Source organism: Nocardia brasiliensis ATCC 700358, assembly GCF_000250675.2.
GTDB classification, from domain to species: Bacteria; Actinomycetota; Actinomycetes; order Mycobacteriales; family Mycobacteriaceae; genus Nocardia; species Nocardia brasiliensis_B.
The window spans coordinates 8369374-8391621 of record NC_018681.1 but is presented as its reverse complement, the minus strand read 5'-3'; the positions used below and the strand labels follow the sequence as shown (position 1 = coordinate 8391621).

20 protein-coding genes are annotated in these 22248 nt (G+C 67.8%); 13 read left to right on the top strand and 7 right to left on the bottom strand.

All coding sequences use genetic code 11. The annotated features are described in order from the left end of the window. Window positions 1-111 precede the first annotated feature (111 nt). The 6 genes from O3I_RS37535 to O3I_RS37510 form a co-directional block, all read right to left on the bottom strand. Window positions 112-2898: a DUF5682 family protein gene (locus O3I_RS37535; protein ID WP_014988276.1), complete on the bottom strand. Its 2787-nt coding sequence runs from the start codon at window positions 2896-2898 to the stop codon at window positions 112-114. Continuing rightward, window positions 2895-4013: an ATP-binding protein gene (locus O3I_RS37530; protein WP_014988275.1), complete on the bottom strand. Its 1119-nt coding sequence runs from the start codon at window positions 4011-4013 to the stop codon at window positions 2895-2897. The genes O3I_RS37535 and O3I_RS37530 overlap by 4 nt, the downstream gene beginning before the upstream one ends. 14 nt (window positions 4014-4027) lie before the next feature. Beyond that, window positions 4028-5353, bottom strand: a complete 1326-nt coding sequence (locus tag O3I_RS37525; RefSeq protein WP_014988274.1) for a vWA domain-containing protein — start codon at window positions 5351-5353, stop codon at window positions 4028-4030. Beyond that, entirely contained in the window at window positions 5350-6726 is a 1377-nt protein-coding gene (locus tag O3I_RS37520) for a hypothetical protein (RefSeq protein ID WP_014988273.1), read from the bottom strand. The genes O3I_RS37525 and O3I_RS37520 overlap by 4 nt, the downstream gene beginning before the upstream one ends. After that, window positions 6726-7235 (bottom strand): hypothetical protein, encoded by a 510-nt coding sequence (locus O3I_RS37515; protein WP_014988272.1) that lies wholly within the window; start codon window positions 7233-7235, stop codon window positions 6726-6728. Before O3I_RS37515 ends, O3I_RS37520 begins: the two co-directional genes overlap by 1 nt. Before the next feature lie 92 nt (window positions 7236-7327). Beyond that, window positions 7328-7657: a MarR family winged helix-turn-helix transcriptional regulator gene (locus tag O3I_RS37510; protein ID WP_014988271.1), complete on the bottom strand. Its 330-nt coding sequence runs from the start codon at window positions 7655-7657 to the stop codon at window positions 7328-7330. Between the two features lie 25 nt (window positions 7658-7682). Between O3I_RS37510 and O3I_RS37505 the strand changes: the two genes are divergently transcribed. From O3I_RS37505 to O3I_RS37490, 4 genes are all read left to right on the top strand, one after another. After that, complete coding sequence (locus tag O3I_RS37505; protein WP_014988270.1) at window positions 7683-8135, top strand: hypothetical protein; 453 nt, start codon at window positions 7683-7685, stop codon at window positions 8133-8135. A 70-nt stretch (window positions 8136-8205) separates the two neighbouring features. Continuing rightward, complete coding sequence (locus tag O3I_RS37500) at window positions 8206-8586, top strand: hypothetical protein (protein WP_014988269.1); 381 nt, start codon at window positions 8206-8208, stop codon at window positions 8584-8586. Window positions 8587-8625: 39 nt separating this feature from the next. Continuing rightward, entirely contained in the window at window positions 8626-9672 is a 1047-nt protein-coding gene (locus O3I_RS37495; protein WP_014988268.1) for an alpha/beta hydrolase, read from the top strand. A 60-nt stretch (window positions 9673-9732) separates the two neighbouring features. Further along, window positions 9733-10635, top strand: a complete 903-nt coding sequence (locus O3I_RS37490; RefSeq protein WP_041563123.1) for a D-alanyl-D-alanine carboxypeptidase family protein — start codon at window positions 9733-9735, stop codon at window positions 10633-10635. 21 nt (window positions 10636-10656) lie between these two features. Here O3I_RS37490 and O3I_RS37485 read toward each other — a convergent pair whose 3' ends face one another. Further along, window positions 10657-11388, bottom strand: a complete 732-nt coding sequence (locus tag O3I_RS37485) for a TVP38/TMEM64 family protein (RefSeq protein WP_014988266.1) — start codon at window positions 11386-11388, stop codon at window positions 10657-10659. Window positions 11389-11585: 197 nt separating this feature from the next. Between O3I_RS37485 and O3I_RS37480 the strand changes: the two genes are divergently transcribed. From O3I_RS37480 to O3I_RS37440, 9 genes are all read left to right on the top strand, one after another. After that, a complete protein-coding gene (locus tag O3I_RS37480; RefSeq protein ID WP_014988265.1) occupies window positions 11586-11789 on the top strand; it encodes a cold-shock protein in 204 nt (67 codons plus the stop codon). Window positions 11790-11909: 120 nt separating this feature from the next. Next, window positions 11910-12749, top strand: coding sequence for a DUF6585 family protein (locus O3I_RS37475; RefSeq protein ID WP_141691905.1), 840 nt, complete (start codon window positions 11910-11912; stop codon window positions 12747-12749). Window positions 12750-12864: 115 nt separating this feature from the next. Next, window positions 12865-13161, top strand: coding sequence for a WXG100 family type VII secretion target (locus O3I_RS37470; protein WP_014988263.1), 297 nt, complete (start codon window positions 12865-12867; stop codon window positions 13159-13161). A 23-nt stretch (window positions 13162-13184) separates the two neighbouring features. Beyond that, complete coding sequence (locus O3I_RS45985; RefSeq protein ID WP_014988262.1) at window positions 13185-16073, top strand: hypothetical protein; 2889 nt, start codon at window positions 13185-13187, stop codon at window positions 16071-16073. 540 nt (window positions 16074-16613) lie between these two features. Continuing rightward, entirely contained in the window at window positions 16614-17219 is a 606-nt protein-coding gene (locus O3I_RS37460; RefSeq protein WP_014988261.1) for a dihydrofolate reductase family protein, read from the top strand. 167 nt (window positions 17220-17386) lie between these two features. Next, window positions 17387-18577: an ROK family transcriptional regulator gene (locus tag O3I_RS37455; RefSeq protein ID WP_014988260.1), complete on the top strand. Its 1191-nt coding sequence runs from the start codon at window positions 17387-17389 to the stop codon at window positions 18575-18577. A 27-nt stretch (window positions 18578-18604) separates the two neighbouring features. Beyond that, entirely contained in the window at window positions 18605-20107 is a 1503-nt protein-coding gene (locus O3I_RS37450; RefSeq protein WP_014988259.1) for a sugar ABC transporter ATP-binding protein, read from the top strand. Window positions 20108-20214: 107 nt separating this feature from the next. Then, complete coding sequence (locus tag O3I_RS37445) at window positions 20215-21159, top strand: ABC transporter permease (RefSeq protein WP_216226520.1); 945 nt, start codon at window positions 20215-20217, stop codon at window positions 21157-21159. 26 nt (window positions 21160-21185) lie between these two features. Then, entirely contained in the window at window positions 21186-22232 is a 1047-nt protein-coding gene (locus tag O3I_RS37440) for a substrate-binding domain-containing protein (RefSeq protein WP_014988257.1), read from the top strand. The last annotated feature ends 16 nt before the right edge of the window (window positions 22233-22248 follow it).

The following is a 22248-nucleotide window of genomic DNA, read 5'->3' as shown; positions in this document are numbered from 1 at the left end:
GACAAATAGGGACCCGGCGCTGAACGACCGTATGCCCGTGTCGCCGCCTTCCCACACCCGCTGTGGCGTGGGAGGCGGGTGCGGGAAGGCAGAAGGGTGCGTCTTCGGGGGTTACGTTGGGGTGAGGTGGTGGGCCAGGGCGGTGGCGGTGGTGGGGAATCGGTGGAGTAGGTCGGCTACTTCGTGGCTGGCTGCTGGTTGGGGTTCCTGCCAGGCGCCGTCGATGCCGAGGAGGGTGGCGAGGGCGTCGCAGGTGGTGGGGTGGGTGGCGAGTAGGTCGTTGACGGAGCCCTCGGGGGACGGTGTCAGTGGTGTTGGGGTGGAGGGGGATTCGAGGGACCAAGGTGCGGTGAAGGCGTCTACGGCGGGGAGCGCGCCGGGGAAGGTGCGGCCTGCTTCGCGGACCAGGCCGGGGATCAAGTCGCCCGCTTGATCTTTCAGGGTGGTGATGAGCTTCGGTAGCCAGGGCAGCAGCACCGCGTCGGGGAGTGTGCCGAAGGCCTTCGAGAGGAGTTCCACCACAAAGGGTTTCAGGGCGGGCGCGGGGTCGATGGCCTGGACGAAGCCGCTGACGTACTGCGGAACCGACGGCAGCATCAGCGGATTGGCCAGCATCTCGTCGCACCGGGAGCGCAACTCGGCCATCGTCAGCAGGCCGAGTTGGAAACGCGCCGCCCACAGCAGTGCCACCTTGGCCGGTGCCTCCGGATGTGATTGCAGCACCGCCAATTCCAGTTGGGTGTGGTCGCAACCCAGGGACAGGGCGAGGTTTTCCATCCCGAACAGGAAACCCAGCATTGCCGCGACTTGTGCCGGGCCGGTTTCCTCGGCGGTGAAGGCGGTGGGCAGCAGGGTGCAGTAGTGGGCGTAGCCGGCGGTCACGAAGCGTTCGCACCAGGCGGACAAGCCGCCTTCGGTGGAGCGAAAGTAGTTGAGCAGCAGGCGGATACGGCGTAGTACGAGTGGCGCGTCGTCGACGGTCCGTTCGGCGGCGAGCAGTTCGACCGCCCGGTTGCCCAACTCGTCGGCGAGCCGTACCGAGCCCAGATACACCAGCGCGTCCTCGACCGCGGCGAGCGCGATCGCGGCAGTCGCGTCCGGCGCGGTGACGGCCCGGTGCAGGCGTTGCTCCAGCACCTGTTCCACGGTGACGCCCTCGTAGCCGAGTTCGACCAGTGAGCGCTGGTATTTGCCGAGCCCGATATCCCAGCTTTCTTGGATCGAGGTCGTTCCGAGCCCGCGCGAACCCATGATGGGCCGCAGTGCGTCGTACGGCAGCAGTTTGCGCAGCAACCACAGCAGGTCCGAGCAGGCCCGCAGGTCCGGTGTGGTCTTCAGGTCCAGCAGCGCGCGTTGCAGCGTTCGTTTGGACAGGTCCAGGCCGAGGGGTTCCAGCCGGTCGAGTACGTCGCGGGCCAGCGGCGGCAGGGCCGCGTAGCCGACCTGGCCGATGCGGTCGCCGCCGAGCAGGATCTCGCACAGCCGCCGCACGTCGCGCCGTCCGGGCACGCGGTCCTTCTCGATGCAGGTGACGGCCGCGTCCTGGAAGTCGTACGGCGTCGGCCGGGCGCGATTGCGCAAGCCCGCCAACAGGATCGAGGTCTCGAACACGGCGATGGCGTCGGCGGTGCTGGCCAGATAGCCGTTGCGGCGGGCGAGCCGCACGATATCCACCGACCATTCGAGGAGTTCGGCCTCGTCGAGCGGATCGAGTACCGGCGGTCGCGACAGGAACCCGGAAAGCTGATCCGCCACTTCGGTTTCGGCCGCAGCAGGCAGCAGCGCCTTCTTGGCACGCTTCTTCGTGCCGGGCTGGCCTGTCAGCTGGAACGACTGCAACGCCCCGCGCCGCAGACCCTTCGCCCAGGTGGCCGCCGCGATCGACACAGCGCCACCGGCCAGCCCGAACTGCGCCTCGATGGCGGAATGGCTGGACGGAATCAGCCCGTAGTGCCACGTGGTGGCCGAGCGCGGGGAGATCTCGAACGAGGTCGCGGGTGCGGCCAGTCCGAACTCCTCGACCGGACTGGCCGCATGGGCCGCGCCGCACACGTGCAGCGCCTGACTCGGGTCGATGTCGTTGGCGGCCAGGTGTTCCCGCATCCGAGTCCACATGTACCGTTCGCGGTTCTCGTCTTCGGCGGTGCTGCCGCGCCGCAACCGCCGGAACAGGCTGCCGATCATGACCATCACCTGCCGGTAGGTGTCGTAGTCGGCGTCCGCGAGGGGCTGTTCGACGTACTGGTCCCACCACTCGGACCAGTGCCGGACCTTGCCGTGGTGTAGCAGGTGCTCTTCCAACTCGGCGAAACGTGGTCGCAGATCGCCGATTTCGATGCCGACCGCCGAGCCGTGCAGGCCGTCTTCTTCGGACTGCTCGCCGTCGGCCGGTGCCGGCTCGTCGTCGGGCGCCCACTGGAAGACGTGATCGGTGGACCGGTCCACCAGCACCAGTTCGACGCCCGGCGTTTCGAGTGCGTAAGCGATGGCCTGATATTCGGCCGAGGATTCGGTGATCGGCGCGACCACCGACAGCGGCGCCCATTCCACCGGGAAACCCGCGGTGTCGGTGGCGAAGGCCTGCAATGCCACCGGCAGCCGGCAGTTACGCAGTTCGTCCAGCAGGGGCCGCAGGTCCTCGCACAGTTCCAGATAGATGACGCGGGGCTGCTTTTCGCGCAGTCGCCGCACCATGGCCAGACCCGATGCGGGGGAGTGGTGGCAGACCGGGAAGATCTCCAAGCGCTCGGACAGCGCCCGGTCGACATCGTCGATCATGCCCGCGAGGATGTCGCCCGCCGCCCCGGGCGCGCCGGCGAACGCGACGGCCGCGTCCGCCAGCTGTTCCCGCAGTGCGGCAAAGGTATTCGGCGCGGGGCGGGTGTCGGAGGCGGTCACGAGAGCCTCGCGATCGCTGCCCGGCCGCCTTCCAGGAACTCACCCCAGGCCGCGTTCCCCTTCTTGTCCTTGCTGCGCGGCTCGACCACGCCGTGCAGGTACTTGTTCAGAATGGCGAGGTCCTCGGGCGTGCGCCGAGCCAGCGACCCGACGAGCGAGCCGGCCAGGGTTTCGGCGCGCAGTTCCTTCGCGCCGAAGAACTGGCTGTGCAGGATGGCGTCTTCGAGCACGCCGATCTGCTCGGCGGTGGACAGCGCCGATTCCAGCTTGTCGTCGTCGCTGGTGGCGGCGGCCGCGGCGGCCCGCAGGTCGGCGAAGCTCTCCAGCAGGATGTCCAGCAGTGTGGGCGGCAAATCCAGTTCGATGGAGTGCCGGCGCAGCAGTTCGGTGGTGCGGAAGCGCACGATCTCCGCCTCGCTCTTCTTGTTGGACACCACCGGGATCCGGACGAAATTGAACCGGCGCTTGAGCGCCGACGAGAGGTCGTTCACGCCGCGGTCGCGGCTGTTGGCCGTGGCGATGATCGAGAAGCCCGGCTGCGCGAACACGACGTTGTCGTCGTCGAGTTCGGGAATCGAGACGTACTTCTCCGACAGGATGGAGATCAGCGCATCCTGCACGTCACTGGTGGAGCGGGTGAGCTCCTCGAAGCGGCCGATCACGCCCTGCTCCATGGCGGTCATGATCGGGGACGCGATCATCGACTCCCGGGACTGCCCCTTGGCGATGACCATGGAGATGTTCCACGAGTACTTGATGTGGTCCTCGGTGGTCCCGGCGGTGCCCTGCACCACCAGGGTGGAGTTGCGGCTGATGGCGGCGGCCAGCAACTCGGCCAGCCAGCTCTTGCCGGTACCCGGATCGCCGATGAGCAGCAGGCCCCGGTCCGAGGCCAGGGTGACGATGCTGCGCTCGACGAAACTTCGGTCGCCGAACCACTTCTGGGCCACCTCGCGGTCCAGCCCGTCGGCGCGTTCGGAACCGAGAATGAACATCCGCACCATCTTCGGGCTCAACCGCCACGCGAACGGCTTGGGGCCGTCGTCGATGGACTCCAGCCAATCCAGTTCCTCGGCGTACTTGACCTCGGCGGGGGCGCGCAAAACGTCGTTCATGATGGCTGGATCTCCTAGTCGAGAAAGTTCTTGAGTTCGTGCACGAGCTTCTGGATGCGTCCGGAAATCACCGGGGTGCCCAGGTTTTTGAACCGTTCGCGGAACCACGGGTTGACGCTCTGATGGCCGGAGCTGTTCACCGAGCCGACGGGGATGAGCTTCACCCCGGAGCGGTGGACCGCTTCCATCGATTCGAACAGCGGCTGCGAGCGGTCGAACTCGTAGAAGTCCGAAATCCACACCAGCACGGTGTTTTTCGGGTCGCTGATCTTGGGTTCGGCCATCGCCATGGCGACCGGGCCGTCGTTGCCGCCGCCGAGATTGGTGCGCAACAGTACCTCGAACGGGTCGTGGACCCAGGGGGTCAGATCCAATGCGCGGGTGTCGTAGGCGATGAGATGCACATCCACCTTCGGCAGGCCTGCGAAGATCGACGCCAGAATGGTGCAGTTCACCATGGAGTCGACCATGGAACCGGACTGGTCCACCACCACGATCATGCGGGCGGGGACGGTGCGCTTGGCGGTCTGGCGATAGTAGAGCCGGTCGACGTAGAGGCGCTCGTCCTGCGGATTCCAGTTGGGCAGGTTCTTCCAGATGGTCCGGTCCACGTCGAGATTGCGCAGGATGCGCTTGGGCGGGACGGAGCGGTCGACCGTACCGACGCTGGTCTGCTGCACCTGGGTGCGCAGTACTTCGGCGACCTCGTCGATGTAGCGGCGGATCAGGCGTTTGGCATTGGCCAGCGCGACGCCGGACAGATTGTGCTTGTCGCGCAACAGCTGTTCGATGAGCGACATGCTCGGTGTGAGCTGGGCGGCGAGGTGCGGATCGGCCAGCACCTCGCGCAACCGCATGCGCGACACCAGTTCGCCCTCCAAACCGGTGAGCACGCCGTGCACGGCGCCGGCCTGCTCCTCGCCCAGACAGCGGCGCAGCCAACCGGCATCGGACTGCCAACCCGCCAGCTGTGTGGCACTGACCTGACCGCACCCGGTGGCGAAGACGTTCAGCAGTAGTTTGGAAACCAGTGCCGCAGTACGGACGTCGGCCGCGCCGATGGGCGGTGGGTCGTCGGATCCGGCCGAGTCCGCCGTCGAGTCGTCCTCGGCGGTGGCGAAGTCGAGGCGTTCGAACTCCGCCTTCATATCCGGATAGCGTTGCACCACATTGTCGATGGAGATACCGGGGTCGAGCACCGCGAGCGGTAGCCCCAGATCGTCGACGATGCCCGCGCTCGCCTGTTCGAGTGTCGGCTGTTGCTCGCCGCTGAAGACACCGGCCAGCAAGCGCCAATACAGGATCTGGCGCCGGGTCTCGTGGTTCGGTTCACTGATCATTGGCGCAGCAGCCGTCCCGCGCGCTCGCGCAACACCGCGACGGCGTCGCCCGATTTGGCCTGCGCCTTGGCGACTTTCGGGTCGGTCGGGCCGAGGGCCCAATCACCGTTGTGAAAGGCGGTTAGCGCGCTCTTGACCTTGCGTCGAATCGCCAGCGGCCGTACCGACCAGCCGTCGGCGTCCCAGCGCAGCAAGCCGATCATGGTGCTGGAGCCGGTGACGCCCGCCGACGTGAGCGGCCCCGCGGACGGCAGCGCGTCCAGTTCGACCCGAATCCGATGATCACCCAATTCCATTGCACCGTCCCGGAATCGATACCCCTCCAACAGGACCGGTTCGGCGATGTGGACCGGATCGCGATCCAGCGGCGCGACGGCGGGGGCGTGCGCCTGCGGCAACTGCACGGCGGCGGTGGCGAACGGATCGGCGGCGGCACCGGCCTTCGCGCGATCGTCGTCCCACAGCAGGTCGCCGGTCGCGGTCAGCGGCATGTCGGTGAGCTCCAACGCACGCTGTTCGGCGAGCGCGGTGCACAACTGCGTGTGCGCACTCAACAGTTGCCAAACCGCCGGTCCCACAATGGTGTCCACCTTGGCCGCAGCCACCGAAGCCCGCACCCGGCGCGACGGCGCACCGGCGAGTTCCAGCACGCCGTGCAATTGGAGCTGCACCGCGGTGCCGTGCTCGTGCACGTCGACGCCCAGCGGTAGTAGACGTCCCGAAACTGTCTCGGTCGCAGCGGATTCCGCACTGCGACGGGACAACAGCAGTGCGCGCGTCCACAGATCGGCCCAACGCCGTGCCGGTATCCGGTCCATGGTGGCGATCGGCGCGGATGCCCCCAGCTCCGCGGTGAAGCCGTCCAGCAGTACCGCCAGCCGCCGCAGCGTGGGTTCGGCCAGCAGTGCCGCCACCGTGTGGTCCGCGGCCGCCACCAAATCGTGGTCCACGCCGCGCCATCCGGCGATCGCCAGTTCGCCGAGCCAGGCGCGCGCACCATCCGCGAGCGGGTTGGGTGCGGCAGGATCGGCCGCACTGGTCCACTCGAAACGGTTGCGGCCCAGTGCCGTATCGGCCTGATCGACGAGGGCATCGTGCACCGCGCCGAGCAGGGCGGCACGGGCGGCGGCGAGCGCCGTCAGCTCATCCGGGCCCAATGCTCCCGTGCTCACCTTCGCCACCGCCGCGGCTACTGCCTCGGCGAGCGGGGAACCCGCCACGACGGCCGCGAGGGCCGACAGGGCCGCGCTCTGTGGCTCGGATACCCGAGCGAAGCCGTTGACCAGCGCGGTATCGAAACCGCGCACCGCGTCCATGGCTGCCGCGACGCCGGTGGGCGCCTCCACCAGGGCCGCGAGTTGTACCTGCTGCATCAGCGACCCACCCCCGCGGGGAACCAGTGCAACTCCGGAATCGGCGTCGTGCTGCCCGGCAGCTCGAGATAGGTCAGGTGCCGCAGGAATCTGCTGAATACCGCGGCCGCCGGGGCCGGATCCCGAGTTCCGCTGAGGCAGTTGACGAGTCGCTCACCCTCCGGGACTTCCACGCGCAGGAAACGTGCCACTCGATCCTGTCCGTACTGGAGCACCGCTTCATCGATGAGCGAGTCCAGATGCTTGCAGGTCCACCCCTGGTTCAACCCGCCGCACGGCCGGTTGTTGTTGGTGCTGCAGCTCAGCCCGTGCGTCCCCGCGGTCACCGAGGCCACGTACACCCGTGAAATATCGGAGCCACTCGACACCACGCCCTGCAGGCGCCCGTCGGCCAGCTCCACGAACGGCACCTTGTTCAGCTTGCGCGGTGCGACAGCGGGCAGAACCCGCACGACAGAAGCGTTTTCCCAAGCCGGTTCCTCCGGCGTGGCACTCGGATTCGAGGCCATCGTTCTCCCTCCCGGTCGATCACGATGCGCCCAAGGTATGTGACGGCACCGACAAGTACCGCACCGGCCGCCGATGTACGGCGCGGAGACGGTCAGTCGGTGTCTGTAATAGCGCTGGCGCCTGCGGATTTCGCCTGCGCTGCCTTGGTGAGCAGGCGGCTGAGCCGGCGTTGCTCCGTCGCGCTGAGGTGCGCGACGGGGGACCGGGTGAGCATCACGGTGCCGATCAGGTGACGGACTTCGCGGCCGCGTCCGGTCAGGCGCACGATCTTGGCGCGCCGGTTCGCCGGATCGATCTCGCGGGTGATCAGTCCCTTCTCCTGGAGGCGGTCGGCCAGGAAGGTCACCGTGGACGGGTCACAGCCGAGGTCGGCTGCGAGCCGGCGGCATCGATTCCGGTACGACGACGGCACCACCGTCATGTGAGTCCCCGTCGCCTACCTTGCTGTGCTCGGTGTCGTAATCGTCGGTGGCAGTGCGCGATTGGCCTTCTTTCCGGCACTGACGGCCCAGACGTTGCGCATCGCCGGGATCAATCCGAGTACACCGGCCATGGAGGCGCAGATGCGAGCGCTGGGTGAGCCCGGTTTCGACCCGATGGCCATACCGCGGTTCGATCCGGCCACGGTGCCGGTGGCGTCCGCGGCGGTGATCGACGGCCTGTTCGACGACACCCGTCGTGCCGCGCGTGCCGGGGCGAAGATCGTCGTGTGGTCCGAGAACGCGGCCAGGATTTCCGCCGCGGAAGAGCCGGCGTTCGTGGCGGCCGCACAGGCCGTGCCGATTCGCGGCACCACCACGCTTTACCAGCGCATCGGTGACCTTTTCGGCTGGCTTTGTCTCGCAGGCACGGTCGTGCCGACCGCGGTCGGCCTCCGTGCCCGGCGTTCGACGAGCTGAGCGGACGCATGGCCGGAATCGCCATGTTCGCGTCCTGGTGCCACTGCCGTCCCCGGTGGACTCTGGCGATATGAAGAAACTGGTTGGACCGCTGTCCACAGCGCTCGGCGTGGCCCGGATCGTGCTCGGCCTCGGATACATGTTCAATCCGAAACTGCTCAATATCGCCACTTTCGGCCCGGACGGCGATACCCCGGAATTGCGCATCACCAACAAGATGCTCGGTGTCCGGGAAATCATCATGGGATCGGTGACGCTGTCGGCGGCCAGGTCCGGCTCACCTGTGCTGTCGAAGAGCCTGCTGGCCAGCGCGGCGGCGGACGCGTGGGACGGCTTCGGTGCACTGACCACCGCGGGCGCGTCCCGGCAGGCAAAGCTCTCGGTCGGTTTCGTGGCGCTGACCGCCGCGGCACTGGAGGCAACCGCAGGCTCTTTGGCCGCCGAGCGGTAATTCCGGCGGTGTTCGACGGATCAAGGAAACGGCATCCGAATGGAATACGTGAACGAGCACGTGGGCGCGTGTTGCCCGGCTCCGGTGTCGCAGCGGACGCATACGGCGAGTCTGCGGCTGAAATTCGTGCATCTGCTGTTACGGGCGACTCTGCGGGTCATCGAAGATCTCGCACTGTGGGCAAACCGGCAGGGTTGGCTGACTCCGGTCGAAATTGCTTGTAGGGCAAGTCGTCTGGACCTTCTGGCGGCGAGGCTGCCGAGTCCGAAGGGTGTCGGGGTGCGCCGTGTCGACCTCGAGACCTGTCGGGCCGAGTGGATTTGGGACGAATCCGCCGGCTCGGATCCGCTCGGCCGGGGTGCCGCCATCCTGTACTTCCATGGCGGCGGGCTGGTCACCGGTGGCTTGAACACTCATCGCGGGATGGTTGCCCGGATCGCCTGCGCCGCCGGAGTCCCCGTCTTCAACGTCGCGTATCGGCAACTGCCGCAGGCGCATATCACCGAAACGATCGAGGACTGCGTCGACGCCTATCGCTATCTGTTGAGTCTGGGGCTGCCGGGTGACCGGATCGTGTTGGCCGGCGACTCGGTCGGGGCGGGACTGGCATTTTCGGTCGGACTAGCTGTTCGTGACAGGCGGCTCGCCATGCCACAGGCCATCGTCGCCCTCTCACCGTGGGCCGACTTCGATTCGGCCCGCCGCCGCGACCATGCCAACGAGCGTCGCGAGCCGCACACCCCCGACGCCATGTACGCCCTCCTGGTGGATTGGGGAGTGCGCCACGAGGGACGGCTCGATCCCGCCTGGTCGCCGGTCAATCACGACTTCTCCGGTATGCCACCGGCGCTCATCCACGTGGGCACCACCGAGGTACTACTGCCCGACGCGGAGGAACTCGTCAAGAAATACTCGGCGGCGAACGTCGCTGTGCAACTGGAACTCTGGGAGAGCGGGATCCATGTCCTGCCGCTCGCCGCACCCCTCGTTCCCGAGTCGCGCGAAGCCATCGGCAAGATCGGTCGTTTTATTCGCGAGGCCCTCGACGAAACCCGCACCGAACGGTCGTTGCCGTTATCCGGGTGACGCGCGCGGCGCCGCGTCGAAATACCGCTGGTCGACGGCGGGTAAAGGCAGAATGCGGCCATGCGAATAATTGCCCGATTGTTGCAAGCGGTGGTCGCCGGCGTGCTGCTCGTGGCAGTCGGGCAGGGCGTCGCGGCCACTCCCGCGCAAAGCCAGTTGCCCTGGGCGACTCCCGCGCCGGATGGCGTGCAGGCAGCGGGTGCCGCGCTGGCCGACGGGCTCACCGGCACGGTGCTGTGGTCGCGCGAACTGCACACCCAGCTGCCGATAGCCAGTATCGCGAAGGTGATGACGGCGCTGGTCGTGGCCGAGACCGGTGATCTGAACCGGGCGGTCACCGTGCCGGCGGAGAGCATCGCCTACTGCGTCCGGCACGACGGCAGCACTGCGGGCTTGAGCCCCGGCGAGGTGCTCACCGCGCGCCAGCTGCTCTACGCGCTGATGCTGCCGTCGGGCTGCGACGCCGCCTACACCCTTGCCGAAGCGTTCGGACCCGGCCAAGGTGGCTTCCTTGCCCGAATGAATGGCCTTGCGGGTCAAATGGGATTGAGGGGAACGCATTTCGCCGACCCGAGTGGCTTGCCGACGCCGACGGACCACTCCACCTATTCGACCCCGGCGGACCTGATCGCCCTGGGTTTGCGCGCGACCCGCCAACCGGTGCTGCGCGAGATCGCCGGCACGCCCGATTATCACCTGCCCGCGGGCCCCGGCAATCGTGAGCATTTCTGGCACACGACGAACCTGCTGTTGGGCGACTATCCCGGGGCCTCCGGCATCAAAACCGGCTTCACCGACGCCGCCGGGACCTGTCTGCTGTTCCACACGGTCCGGGCGGGGATACCGTTGATCGGCGTGGTCCTGCACAGTTCTCCGTACGGTGCCGTCGCCGCCAAGGAGGACGCCGAGCGCATCCTGGACTGGGTCTATCACCCCATCTTCACCGTGCTTCCGATCGGCTAGCGGGCAGTCGCGCAGTCAGCTCTACCGCGGGTCGTGCGTATCATCCTGTGCGGGTGCGGCTTTTCGGACTCGACCGTGGTACCGCCAGGCGCGAAAGCCACGGTGTGCGGCGAAAGCACCGAGGACGGCGACTACGCACCACACCGCAATCGCGGTGTAGGCCAAGGGCGCCGACAGATCGCCGATGGACGCGCCGAGTGCGGTGTAGACGAAGGCGCGCGGCGCCGAACCGATGAACGCGCCGACTGCCATCTGCCACAGCGGAACTCCGAACGCGCCGAACACGTAGGAGGCGAGCGCGTCCGAAATGCCGGGGACGAAACGCTGCCCGACCACGGCCCACAGCCCGCCGCGTTCGATCGCGGCGTCGATGCGGTCGGCTCGGTCCGTGCCGAGCAGACCGCGCGCACTTTCCCGCCCTGCCCGCCGCCCGAGAAAACTGGAAACCGTGGCGGTGCCCACCACCGCGCCCAGGGTCACGAAGGTGCCGAGCACGGGGCCGAACAGGAAACCGCTTCCGGCGGCCAGAATCGGGCCGGGCACGAAGATGGCGCCGAGCAGCGCCGCCGCTACGGCGTAGACCAGTGGCGCGGCCGGCCCGGTCGCCCCGATCGCGTCGCGCACGCCCGCGACGTCGACGACCCGTGCGATGGCGACGAGATAGAACAATCCGAGCAGGAAAATCGCACACAGCGCCAGCCGGACACCGTGGCGCCACCTGCTGATCCGCGCGGGATCGTCGTTGTCGGTCATGGTGGGTCCACCCTGCCGTACCGCGGTCGGGCTCGCGACTCCAGCCTGGCGCTTTTCCGCCAGATCGGCCCGCGCCGAGGGTTGGCTGGCTCACAATTTGGGATTTTCTCAGGAAGACGTGCGATGGTTGTCGGGTGAGACCAGGCTTATCGCAGTGATTTGCTCGGCTCATCTACAGAAAAGTGTGAAGTAAAGTAATGACGCAAGGCACTGTGAAATGGTTCAACGCTGAAAAAGGCTTCGGCTTCATCGCGCAAGACGGTGGCGGCGCTGACGTGTTCGTGCACTACTCCGCTGTTTCCGGCTCGGGCTTCAAGTCCCTGGAAGAAGGACAGCGCGTGGAGTTCGAGGTCGGTCAGGGACAGAAGGGCCCCCAGGCCCAGGACGTTCGCGCTATCTGAGTTCCGCAGGTAGAGAAAGCCTCGCACCCGTTGGGGTGCGGGGCTTTTGTGCGTTCCGGGGTGTAGGGATTCCGTCAAGGAGCGCCGTCGGCCGGGCTGCGGCTGGGCACCATGGTCGGCATGGGGCAAGCAGTGAGCGGTGCAGTGTCGGGTCGTGCCTACAACGACGCCGAGGTTCGCGCTGCGATCGGCCTGGTGGCGGCACAGGCGGACCTCGGTCCGCACCGGGCGACTTACGTTGCGGCGGAGTGGGATAGGCGGCGATCGACAATCGCGGGAGTGGGCCTGCTGTCCGCCGTGCTGGTGGTCCTGCTCGGGATCGCGAGCGGGACCGCGATCGTGGTCATCGTCGGGTGCACGGGCACGCTGCTGCTCGGCGGTCTGCTGCTGTGCGATCTGCTGTTGCGCGGTTACCTGCACAGTAGGAACGGCCGGGTGCGGATGGACCTGTACGAACGCGGGTTGGTGGCGCTCGTGCGGGGCGCACCACGGGTCGTCCGATACGACAGCACGGTGCTGCGACGCAGTATCGCCGAACACGCGAGCAACCCTGCACCGCATCAGATTTCGCATCGCTACACCGTCACGGACACGCTCGGCGATCCGATCGTGCTGCGGCACACGATCGCCGAGCCGGACGAATGGGGCCCGGCCATCGATGCGTTCGTCACCGCAGCGCAATTGCCTGAGGCGACAAGAACGCTCGGCTCCGGCGCGCAGCTCGACTTCGAGCACTTCTGGCTGACGCGGACCGAGATCGGCGCGGGCGGGCGGGCGGTCCCGTGGTCCGAGGTCGCGGAGATCGCGGTGCGGAAGGGGTGGGTGAGCGTGCACCTCGCCGGGCAAGCACGGGTTTTGGCATCGATTCCGGTGAGCCTCGTGCCGAACTTCACCATCTTCTGGCAGCTCGCCGAGCGCATGCGGACCGAAGCGAACGGTGTAAACAGCGCGTCAAGGTGAGAGCTGTTGTGCCGCAGCGGTATCAAGGATCCGTCAATACCCGGAAGCCGACCTTTCCGGCGCTCGCCGGACGGTGTCATCGTCTGAGGTCGATGCAACGGTGGAAGGGGCAAGCGTGGCGGCCAAAGTCGAGGTCACTCCGGAGCAGCTGCGGGGTGCGGCGGGCCAGATGGGCGACCTGCGTGACCGGTTGAACGGCATCCTCGCCCACTTGGAGCGCTCACTGGCTGCGAAGGGGGCGGCTTGGGGCGGCGACGGGTACGGGAGCACATTCGCCGACGGACCGCAGGGATACCTTGCGGCGCAACGCAATCTCTTCGCGGGTATCGGCAACACCGCCGCGACCATCGAGTCCTACGCCGCCGGGCAGTACCGGGCCGCGGAACTGCTGGCCCGCATGGATCGGGGCTAGGTCGACCGAGCTTCTGACGACACATGTCCATCACGCTGCCCAGCGAACTGCACTGGCTCGGCTGGGTCGCCGGCTCGGACTGGCCCGACGGCGACGAAGACAAGATGTGGGCGATCGCCGCCGACTGGCGGGGCGCCGCGCGCGAAATACGTCGGCTACTGCCGGATTTGGCGAGCGCCGAGCACGCGACCATCCGGGCGTACCCCTGGGGTGAAGGTATCGAGGCCATGACGGCCGCGCTGGGCGAACTCGCTCACGGGCCGGAATCGCTCGAGCAGCTGGCCGACATCCTGGAGCAGGTCGCCGAATCAGCGGACGCGCTGGGCGCCGAGATCGAGTACACCAAGATCCTGGTGATCAGCTCGCTCGCCATGCTGGCCTTCGAAATCGCTGCGGCGTGGGTGTTTCCGCCGACCGCGCCGCTGGTCGAAGCCGCGGCCATCGGTGTCACCCGGCTGGCGGTCCGACTATTGGGGCAGCGGGCGGTCAGCGCGATCGCGCGCTTCGCCGCCAAGACCGGTCTGGCCGCGCTCGCCAAGTTCTCCGCCAAACATATTGTCTTCAGCACCGTGCTCGGTGCGGGCCAAGACCTCGCCATTCAGGGATACCAGGTCGGCGCAGGCCACCGTAAGGACATCGACTGGAACCGCGTCGGCACCACCGCCTACACCGCCGCGGCGGCAGGAGCGGTCGGCGGGCCCGCCGGTGGACTGCTCGGCAAGGCGGCAGGAAAAGTGCCCGGCGGACGAATCACCAATGGACTCAAAGGCGCTGCGGTCGGCGCAGGCGCCGGCATGATCGGTGCCGTCGGCGCATGGGGAGTAGGCGGCATCGCCAACGGATGGACCTGGGATCCGCGCATGCTCACCGGCGGCGCCGCCTACGGCGTACTCGTCGGCGGTAGCAAGGGGATTCGCCACTCGTCGGCCGGACGTGGGCCCGGCGCAACGAATTTCCGTGGACCGGAACGCGGCGTCTTCGGGCGGGACGGCGGTGCGGTGTCCCGGCTGGGTGACGGAGGTGATGGCAGCGCGGCTCGGCCTGGAGCTGGTAGTGACGGCAGTCCGCCTCGACCAGCGGCCGCTGATCGTTCGCGGCCGAGCGTTGGTGGTGAGGGCGGTTCGACCCGGTCGAACGGCGGAAGCACTGGCGCGACAGTTCGGACCGGGGCCGGTGACGTCGGTTCTGTGGGCGCGACCGCCGGAGGTGACGGCAGTTCGGTTCGGTCCGGGTTCGGCGGTGATGGTAGTACGGCTCGGCCGGGTATGGCCGACGGTGGTGGGGCCGGTCGCCAGGGTGGAGTTCAGGAAACCCATGCCGGTGCGGCTCCTGTCGGCGCGGTGGATAGTCGGGCCGTCAGCGGATCGACCGAGCATCAGGCTCAGAGTGACTCACCTCGATCGTTCCCGAGCGACGAGGCTCGTTCCCGGTCGATCGCCGCGTCCGCTCCCGAGCCGGGCTCACCTCGGGCTGGAGCGCCCGAAACCGCTGCGAGCCAGTCTGATTCCCGCTCCGGCGCCCACCCCGCCCAGTCCGAAGCTGGGCAGAACATCGTGGCCGGTCCCAAGAACGGTGCGGAGTCGCAGTCCGGTGCACCCGAAATCCGCACTGCGCGGGAGGAACAAGCGCAGTCAGCTGGCGAACAGCGCGGGGCATCCGACGTGAACCGGGCAGGTGAACCGAGATCCGCCCAGTCGGGCGAACCGACGGATTCGCGTGGCGCACAAGCAGTACCCGGCGAACAGACCCCGGACCGTGGCCACACGCCGAAAAGAGCGATGAGCGACGGCGGTGAGGTCGGGGCCGGGCAAGGAGCCAGTTCCGAAGTTGGGCACGGCTCGTCGGGTACCGAGAAGGTTGGTGGGGCGGAGGTGCCTGACTCGGTGCGAGCGCAGTTGCGTGAGTTGGGGGTTGACCCGGAGGGGATGAGTCCGGAGCAGATGCGGGGTGCCGCGAACGACGCCTTCGCGCGGCGAATGGGTGTGTTCGTGGACAGGACACTGGCGCTGGAGGGAGCGGGGCTGCGACCCAGCGAACTCATGGTGCAGCGCAGGGAATTGCAAACGCAGATCAACGAATTCATGCAGCAGCGTCGAGAACTGCACGCGGAACTCGACCGCTACCGATCGGCCGCGGCACCCTCCGCTGCACCACAGACCCCGCCCAACCATGCCGCCACACCCTCCACGACGCCACAACCCACGCCCAACCATGCAGCGCGCCCCCACCCCACATCACCCCCACCCGACACCCGCCTACACGCCCAGGCAGCCACCGAGCCCGCCGACACCACCTCGAAAATCCCCTACACACCAAGGTATTTCGCCGTTCCCCCAATCCCGGAATTCACCGCCGCCACACCCCCCGACGACTCGATCTGGAACGCCCCCAACCCCCACCCCGAGCCAACCCCAACCCCCAAACCCACGCCGCCAACCCCCGCGCCCGCGCCCGCGGCGACCCCCGAGCCTGCGCATGCGCCAACCCCTGCGCCCGCACCAACCCCCGCGTCTGAGGCCGAGCCAGCGCGCACGCCCGCGCCGACTCCCGAGCCCCCGCTGGCTCCCGCGCCCATGCCGACGCCCGAGGCATGCCCGGACGCTGAGCCGACGCCCACGCTCGTGCCGGAGCTGCATCCAGGACATGTGCCGTTGCCGATGCCCGCGCCGGAGTCACACCTGAATGTCGAGCCGACGCCGCCGACCCTCGCGCCGTCGCCCACGTTCGTGGGGAACCCTCAGCCCACGCCCACGCCTGTGCCGGAGCCGCACTTGGAGTGCGAACCGCCGCCGTCGGTCCTCGGGCCCGCGCTCGAACCCAGGCTGGAATTGCTCCCGGAATCCGAGTCGATGCCGCCAACACTTGCACCGAACCCCGATCCAGCGTCCAGTTCGTGCCAGGACTCGGGCTGACGCCGACACCGCCGCGCCAAGCCTCGAGTCGACGGCGGCGCCGTCGCCCACGTTCCGGAGCTGCCGGGGCGTACTTTCGTGCTGGAGCCTCATCTGGAAGGTAGGCGATGCCGGATCCTGAGCTGCCGCCTACAGCGCTGCTTTCGCGGTACACCCGGAACCGGAGTCGACGCGAATCTCTGACTCGTCCCCTGTGCCGGTGTAGCACCCAGGCCGGTTCTGCCGGAGAGTTCGTTCGGTTTGGGGTGTTGTTGGCGGGTGTCGCATCCGCAGGTGGTTTCCCGAGGCGCGGTGGTGGAGACCTCCCGCAACGGCAACCGTCGGTGTCGGTGCGCGGCAATGTGGTTCGGCGATGGCCTGGCCGGCGCAGTCCGCGGCTCGGTGTCTCTTCGAGCGACTGCGCTTTGGCACACTTCCGCTCCGTAGGGCGAGATGATCGGTCCCAGCGTGACGGGTTCCCCTCGCTCTCCACGGCGCGGCCGATGAGTTCGGGGCTCTCGGCCGGTCAGAGTTTGTAACACCCTAGGAAAGGACATCGTCATGTCGGAGCTTCTTGTCGACTTCATCACTTCCCTCGACGGGTACGCGTCGGGGGAGGGGTGGCCCGGGTTTTGGGGGCTCGAGGGGCCGGAGTATCTCGCGTGGCTCGGTGAGCAGCCGGAGGTCACCTATTTGATGGGGGCGAACACCTATCGGCTGATGTCGGGCTTTGCCGCCGGTGAGGTGCCGGACGGTCAAGACGAGTTCAGGCCGGAGGAGGAGGCGTCGGTCGACGAGCTCACGAAAGCGTCCAAGGTGGTGTTCTCCTCTTCCCTGGAAGAGCCGTTGAAGTGGGCCAATTCCACGCTGGTCCGCGATGACGCCGTCGAGGCGGTCCGTGCGATGAAGTCGAGTGGCTCGGGAATCATCAGCACGATCGGCAGTTTGAGCCTGTGCCGGTCCCTGCTGCGCGCCGGACTCGTCGACCGGTTCCGGGTTGTGATGTTCCCGGTGATCACCGGGGCCACGGGTGCGGAACGCATCTACGACGGCTATCCGGATGTCGCCCTGGAGATGACCGAGCACCGCACCTTCGACGGCCGCATCCAGCTGGTCGAGTACCGGCCGCGGGTGCTCGAGCATCCGCCGCTCGGCGCCCCTGCGTGAGGCCGCTTCGTCCGCCGGTCCGGACCGACACCGTGACCGGCGGACGCGCACCCGCGTGCCCTACTTTGTCCTGCTACAGGACAAACTTCGTATCAATCTGACGGAAGTGACTACACAGGCCGACAAAGTGGGGTTGAATCTCGGGCATCCGTTGGAAAGAGGGAACGATGCGGATCGCGGCGAGACCCGAAAATGCCCACCAGGCGCGGCTATTGCGGCTGCTGCGGGATCACGGACCGCGGTCGCGGTCGGATCTCGGGCAGCCGATGGAGTTGTCCAGGTCGAAACTCGCGGTCGAGCTGGCGCGGCTGGCCGAACTCGGGCTGGTGGAGGCGGGGGGTCTCGCGGACTCCAGCGGTGGCCGCCGCTCGGCGATCGCGCGCCTGGCGTCCGGCCTGCGGTTCGCGGCGGTGGATATCGGCGCCACCTCGATCGATGTCGCGGTGACCGACGGCGAATTGCGGGTGCGGGGCCATCTTTCCGAGCCCTGCGACATCCGGCAGGGACCGGCGGCAGTGCTGGAACGAGCGGTGGATCTGCTCGGCAAACTACGCGACGAGCATGCGGCGGCCGGTCGACTGCACGGCGCGGGGATCGGGGTGCCGGGCCCGGTGAGTTTCCGGGACGGTATGCCGGTGACGCCACCGATCATGCCGGGCTGGCACCGTTTTCCGGTGCGTGAGGTGGTCGCGCAGGAGCTGGGCTGCCCGGTGCTCGTGGACAACGACGTCAACATTCTCGCCCTCGGCGAAATGCACGCGGGCTCAGCACCTTCGGTGGACGACTTTCTTTTGGTCAAGGTGGGCACCGGTATCGGCTGCGGGATCGTGGTCGACGGCGGGATCTATCGCGGCGTGTCCGGCAGCGCGGGCGATATCGGGCACATCCGGATCAGTGACGACGGACCGACCTGCGCCTGCGGCAACAATGGCTGTCTCGAGGCTTACGCGGGCGGGGCGGCGCTGGCCAGGGAGGCACTGGCTGCCGCGCGGGCGGGTCGGTCACCGTTCCTCGCGCAACGTCTGGCGAGTGCGGGCACGCTCACCGCGATCGATCTGGCCGACGCCGCCGCCGCGGGAGACCCGGTGGCGGTGACCATGATTCGAGAAGCAGGCGCGCACCTGGGCACCGTGCTGGCGGGCTTGGTCAGCTTCTTCAATCCCGGGCTGGTGGTGATCGCCGGGGGGATAGCGGGTTTCGGGCATCCGCTGCTCGCGGAAATCCGCAGTGTGGTCTACCGCCGCTCGTTGCCGCTGGCGACCGGCAATCTGCCGATCGTGCTGTCCGAACTCGCCGGGCTCGGCGGCGTGATCGGCGCGGCCCGGCTCATCAGCGATCACGTCTTCAGCGTCGCCTGATCCGCGGCGCCGGCAAGGAGGCCGGCCATGGACACCGTGCTCACCATGCGGGGCATCGTCAAAGAATTTCCCGGTGTGCGGGCGCTCGATCACGTCGATCTGGAGGTGCGCGCGGGCGAAGTGCACTGCCTGCTCGGCCAGAACGGGGCCGGCAAGTCGACGCTGATCAAGGTGCTGTCCGGTGCGCACCAGCCCGACGGCGGCGAATTGCATTGGCTCGGTAAGCCTTTGCGACTATCCGGTCCCGCGGCCGCGACTCGCCTCGGTATCGCGACGATCTACCAGGAGTTGGATCTCTGCGACGGGCTGAGCATCGCGGAGAACATCTTCCTCGGCCATGAACACGTGCGCGCCGGTTTCACCCGCCGCGCTCCCGCGTCCCGGGCCACCACCGAATTGCTCGGTCGCCTGGGGCATGCCGAACTGGGCCCGAATACCGCGGTCGGTACCTTGCCCGCCGCGGCCAAACAGGTGGTGAGCATCGCACGGGCGCTCTCGTACGACGCACGCCTGATCGTGATGGACGAGCCTTCGGCGGCGCTCGGTAACGACGAGGTGGCCAACCTGTTCCGCATCATCGAGCAGCTCCGCGCCGAAGGTGTTGCGGTGGTGTATATCTCGCATCGCCTGGAGGAGATCCGGACGATCGGCGACCGGATCACGGTACTCAAGGACGGCCGCACCGTCGCCGCTGGACTACCCGCGCGTACCACGAGCACCGAGCAGGTGGTCTCGCTGATGACCGGGCGCGGCAATCTGGAGTTGCAGGCCCCGCGGCCCGCGCCTGCCGCCGCGGCGCCGGAAGTGCTGCGGGTGACCGGACTCGGGCTGACCGGCCGTTTCCACGACGTATCGTTCGCGGTGCACGCGGGCGAAATCGTCGGTCTCGCAGGCCTGGTCGGCGCGGGACGCTCGGAAATCCTGGAGACGATCTACGGAGCGCGCCGACCGTCGTCCGGACAGATCCTGGTCGACGGCCACCGCCTCCGGCCGGGCAGCACCACCGCGGCGGTGGCGGCCGGCCTCGGGCTGGCGCCCGAGGAGCGCAAATCGCAGGCGCTGTTCCTGCTGGAATCGGTGGGCCGCAACATTTCCGCGGCCTCGCTGCCGCGCTACTCCCGCTTCGGCTGGTTCGACCGGCGCCGGGAACGCGCCGACGCCGGTGCCGCGCTGGGCCGCGTCGGCATCCGACCGCCCGATCCGGCGCATCCGGTCCGGGAACTGTCCGGCGGCAATCAGCAGAAGGCGATCCTGGCTCGCTGGCTGCTCGACGACTGCCGGGTACTGCTGCTGGACGAACCGACCCGCGGCGTCGACGTGGGTGCGCGCGCTGACGTGTACGCGCAGGTCCACCGGCTGGCCGACCAAGGCGTCGCGGTGCTGCTCGTTTCCAGCGATCTGCCGGAACTGCTCGGTCTTTCCGACCGGGTACTGGTGCTGCGCGACGGCGCGATGATCCACGCGGCGCCCGCGGCCGAGCTGACCGAACACGACATCATCGCCATGATCATGGAAGGGAGTGCCTTGTGAGTGCGTCACCACGGGCACCACGTACGACGGAACCGACTGCGCGTGCGGTACCGGCAAAGTCACCGGCTCCCAACGGCTCTCGGGCCGGGACCACCGTGCTCGCCAAGGTGCGCAGCGAGATTCGCAAACACGTGACCTTGGTACTCGCGCTGCTGGCGCTGCTCGGGGTCGGCGCGCTGACCAAGGGCGAGGATTTCCTCAGCACCAGCAACATGATCACCATCCTGACCCTGGCCTCGGTGATCGGCGTCGTGACCGTCGGGATGACCTTCGTGATCATCGGTGGCGGCATCGACCTGTCCGTGGGCGCGATCATCGCGCTGGCGTCGGTGTGGTGCACCACCACCGCGACCCAGTCCTACGGTGTCGCCGGGATGGTGTTCAGCGCACTGGTGGTCGGGGCCTGCTGCGGTCTGCTGAACGGCGCGTTGATCGCCTACGGCAGGCTGGTGCCGTTCATCGTCACGCTGGCGATGATGGTGGCCGCGCGTGGCTTGGCCGAACAGCTCTCGGGGCGGCAATCCCAGCTGGTCACCACCGACCTGCTCGCCCTGGCGCAGAACCGGGTGCTCGGCATTCCGCTGCTGGTCTACCTATTCGTGGTAGTGGTGGTCGTGGGGTGGATCCTGTTGGAGCGCACCACCTTCGGGCGTCGGAGCTTCGCGGTCGGCGGTAATCCGGAGGCGGCCAGGCTGGCGGGCATCGACGTCCGCAGGCACACCCTGCTGCTCTACACCATCTCCGGGGTCTGCTGCGGTATCGCCGCGATCATGCTCACCGCCCAGACCACGACGGGCGCCAGCACGAACGGCCAGCTCTACGAGCTCGACGCGATCGCCGCGGTGGTCATCGGCGGGACCTTGCTGAGCGGCGGATTCGGCACCGTCACAGGTTCGATCCTGGGGGTGCTCGTGTTCACCGTCATCGAGGACCTGTTCATCCTCAACAACCTGGAGCAACCGATCCAAGCGATCGGCAAGGGCGCGATCATCGTCGCCGTCCTGCTGTTCCAGCGCTTCGGCCGTGCGCGGGCCGTCCCCACTCTCACCTGATCTCCGTTCACGCACAAAGGAATACGATGAGTACCACCCATTCTCTGCCCCGCCGCGGCGTCCTGCTGACCGGTTTGGCGGCCGGCGCCGGCGTTCTCGCGGCGGCCTGCACCGGCAACGACACCTCGTCCAACACCCAGGTCGCCGGTAACACCGGCGCGAACGCGGACGCCGGAAAGCAGGTCAAGATCGGCTTTTCCGCGCCGGCCGCCGATCACGGCTGGACCGCGGCGATCACCCGCAACGCTCGTGCGCAAGCCGACGGCCTCAGTGACGTGACGCTCAACGTCACCGAGGGCACCAACGATGTCGCCAGGCAGATCGAACAGGTGCAGACTCTGATCAACCAAAAGGCAGATGTCCTGGTGGTTTTGCCGTTCGACGGCAACGCGCTCACCGAGATCGCGAAAAGCGCGATGGCGGCCGGTATCCCGGTGATCAATCTGGACCGGGTCTTCGCCTCGGCGCTGGCCTATCGCACCTGGATCGGCGGCGACAACTACGGAATGGGCATCAACGCGGGCAATTTCATCGTCCGCAAGATGCGCGAGGCGAAGATCGCCGATCCGGTGATCGTCGAGGTGGCGGGTATCGACAACCTGCAACTGACCCAGGAACGCAGCCACGGCTTCCGCGATGCGCTCAGCGCGGCCGGATTCCGGATCGCCGCAAGGCAATCCACCGATTTCACCGCCTCCGGCGGGCAGCAGGTGGCCAGCCAGATGTTGCAGGCGGTGAAGAAGATCGACGCGATGTGGAACCACGACGACGATCAGGGCATCGGTGTGCTGGCCGCGATCAAGCAGGCCAATCGCGCGAGTGAATTCGTGATGGTCGGCGGCGGCGGTTCGACACAGGCGATGAAGGAGATCCAGACCGGGAACTCGCCGTTGCAGGCGACGGTGCTCTACAGCCCGGCCATGGCCTCCTCGGCGGTCACGCTGGCGCGGCTGCTCGGGCAGCGCAAAGCGCTCGGCGATCTCGCCGAACACGATGTGCCCGCGAAGATCACGACCTACTCCGCGGTGGTCACCAAGGACAACGTGGACCAGTACCTGGCCAACGGCTACTGACGCCGCAATCGAACGG

Coding starts and splice junctions, on each gene's coding strand:
- O3I_RS37530 (WP_014988275.1), bottom strand. CDS start 4,013: ATGAACGACGTTTTGCGCGCCCCCGCCGAGGTCAAGTACGCCGAGGAA.
- O3I_RS37510 (WP_014988271.1), bottom strand. CDS start 7,657: ATGACGGTGGTGCCGTCGTCGTACCGGAATCGATGCCGCCGGCTCGCA.
- O3I_RS37495 (WP_014988268.1), top strand. CDS start 8,626: ATGGAATACGTGAACGAGCACGTGGGCGCGTGTTGCCCGGCTCCGGTG.
- O3I_RS37500 (WP_014988269.1), top strand. CDS start 8,206: ATGAAGAAACTGGTTGGACCGCTGTCCACAGCGCTCGGCGTGGCCCGG.
- O3I_RS37485 (WP_014988266.1), bottom strand. CDS start 11,388: ATGACCGACAACGACGATCCCGCGCGGATCAGCAGGTGGCGCCACGGT.
- O3I_RS37490 (WP_041563123.1), top strand. CDS start 9,733: ATGCGAATAATTGCCCGATTGTTGCAAGCGGTGGTCGCCGGCGTGCTG.
- O3I_RS37475 (WP_141691905.1), top strand. CDS start 11,910: ATGGGGCAAGCAGTGAGCGGTGCAGTGTCGGGTCGTGCCTACAACGAC.
- O3I_RS37450 (WP_014988259.1), top strand. CDS start 18,605: ATGGACACCGTGCTCACCATGCGGGGCATCGTCAAAGAATTTCCCGGT.
- O3I_RS37455 (WP_014988260.1), top strand. CDS start 17,387: ATGCGGATCGCGGCGAGACCCGAAAATGCCCACCAGGCGCGGCTATTG.
- O3I_RS37480 (WP_014988265.1), top strand. CDS start 11,586: ATGACGCAAGGCACTGTGAAATGGTTCAACGCTGAAAAAGGCTTCGGC.
- O3I_RS37440 (WP_014988257.1), top strand. CDS start 21,186: ATGAGTACCACCCATTCTCTGCCCCGCCGCGGCGTCCTGCTGACCGGT.
- O3I_RS45985 (WP_014988262.1), top strand. CDS start 13,185: ATGTCCATCACGCTGCCCAGCGAACTGCACTGGCTCGGCTGGGTCGCC.
- O3I_RS37525 (WP_014988274.1), bottom strand. CDS start 5,353: ATGATCAGTGAACCGAACCACGAGACCCGGCGCCAGATCCTGTATTGG.
- O3I_RS37515 (WP_014988272.1), bottom strand. CDS start 7,235: ATGGCCTCGAATCCGAGTGCCACGCCGGAGGAACCGGCTTGGGAAAAC.
- O3I_RS37460 (WP_014988261.1), top strand. CDS start 16,614: ATGTCGGAGCTTCTTGTCGACTTCATCACTTCCCTCGACGGGTACGCG.
- O3I_RS37520 (WP_014988273.1), bottom strand. CDS start 6,726: ATGCAGCAGGTACAACTCGCGGCCCTGGTGGAGGCGCCCACCGGCGTC.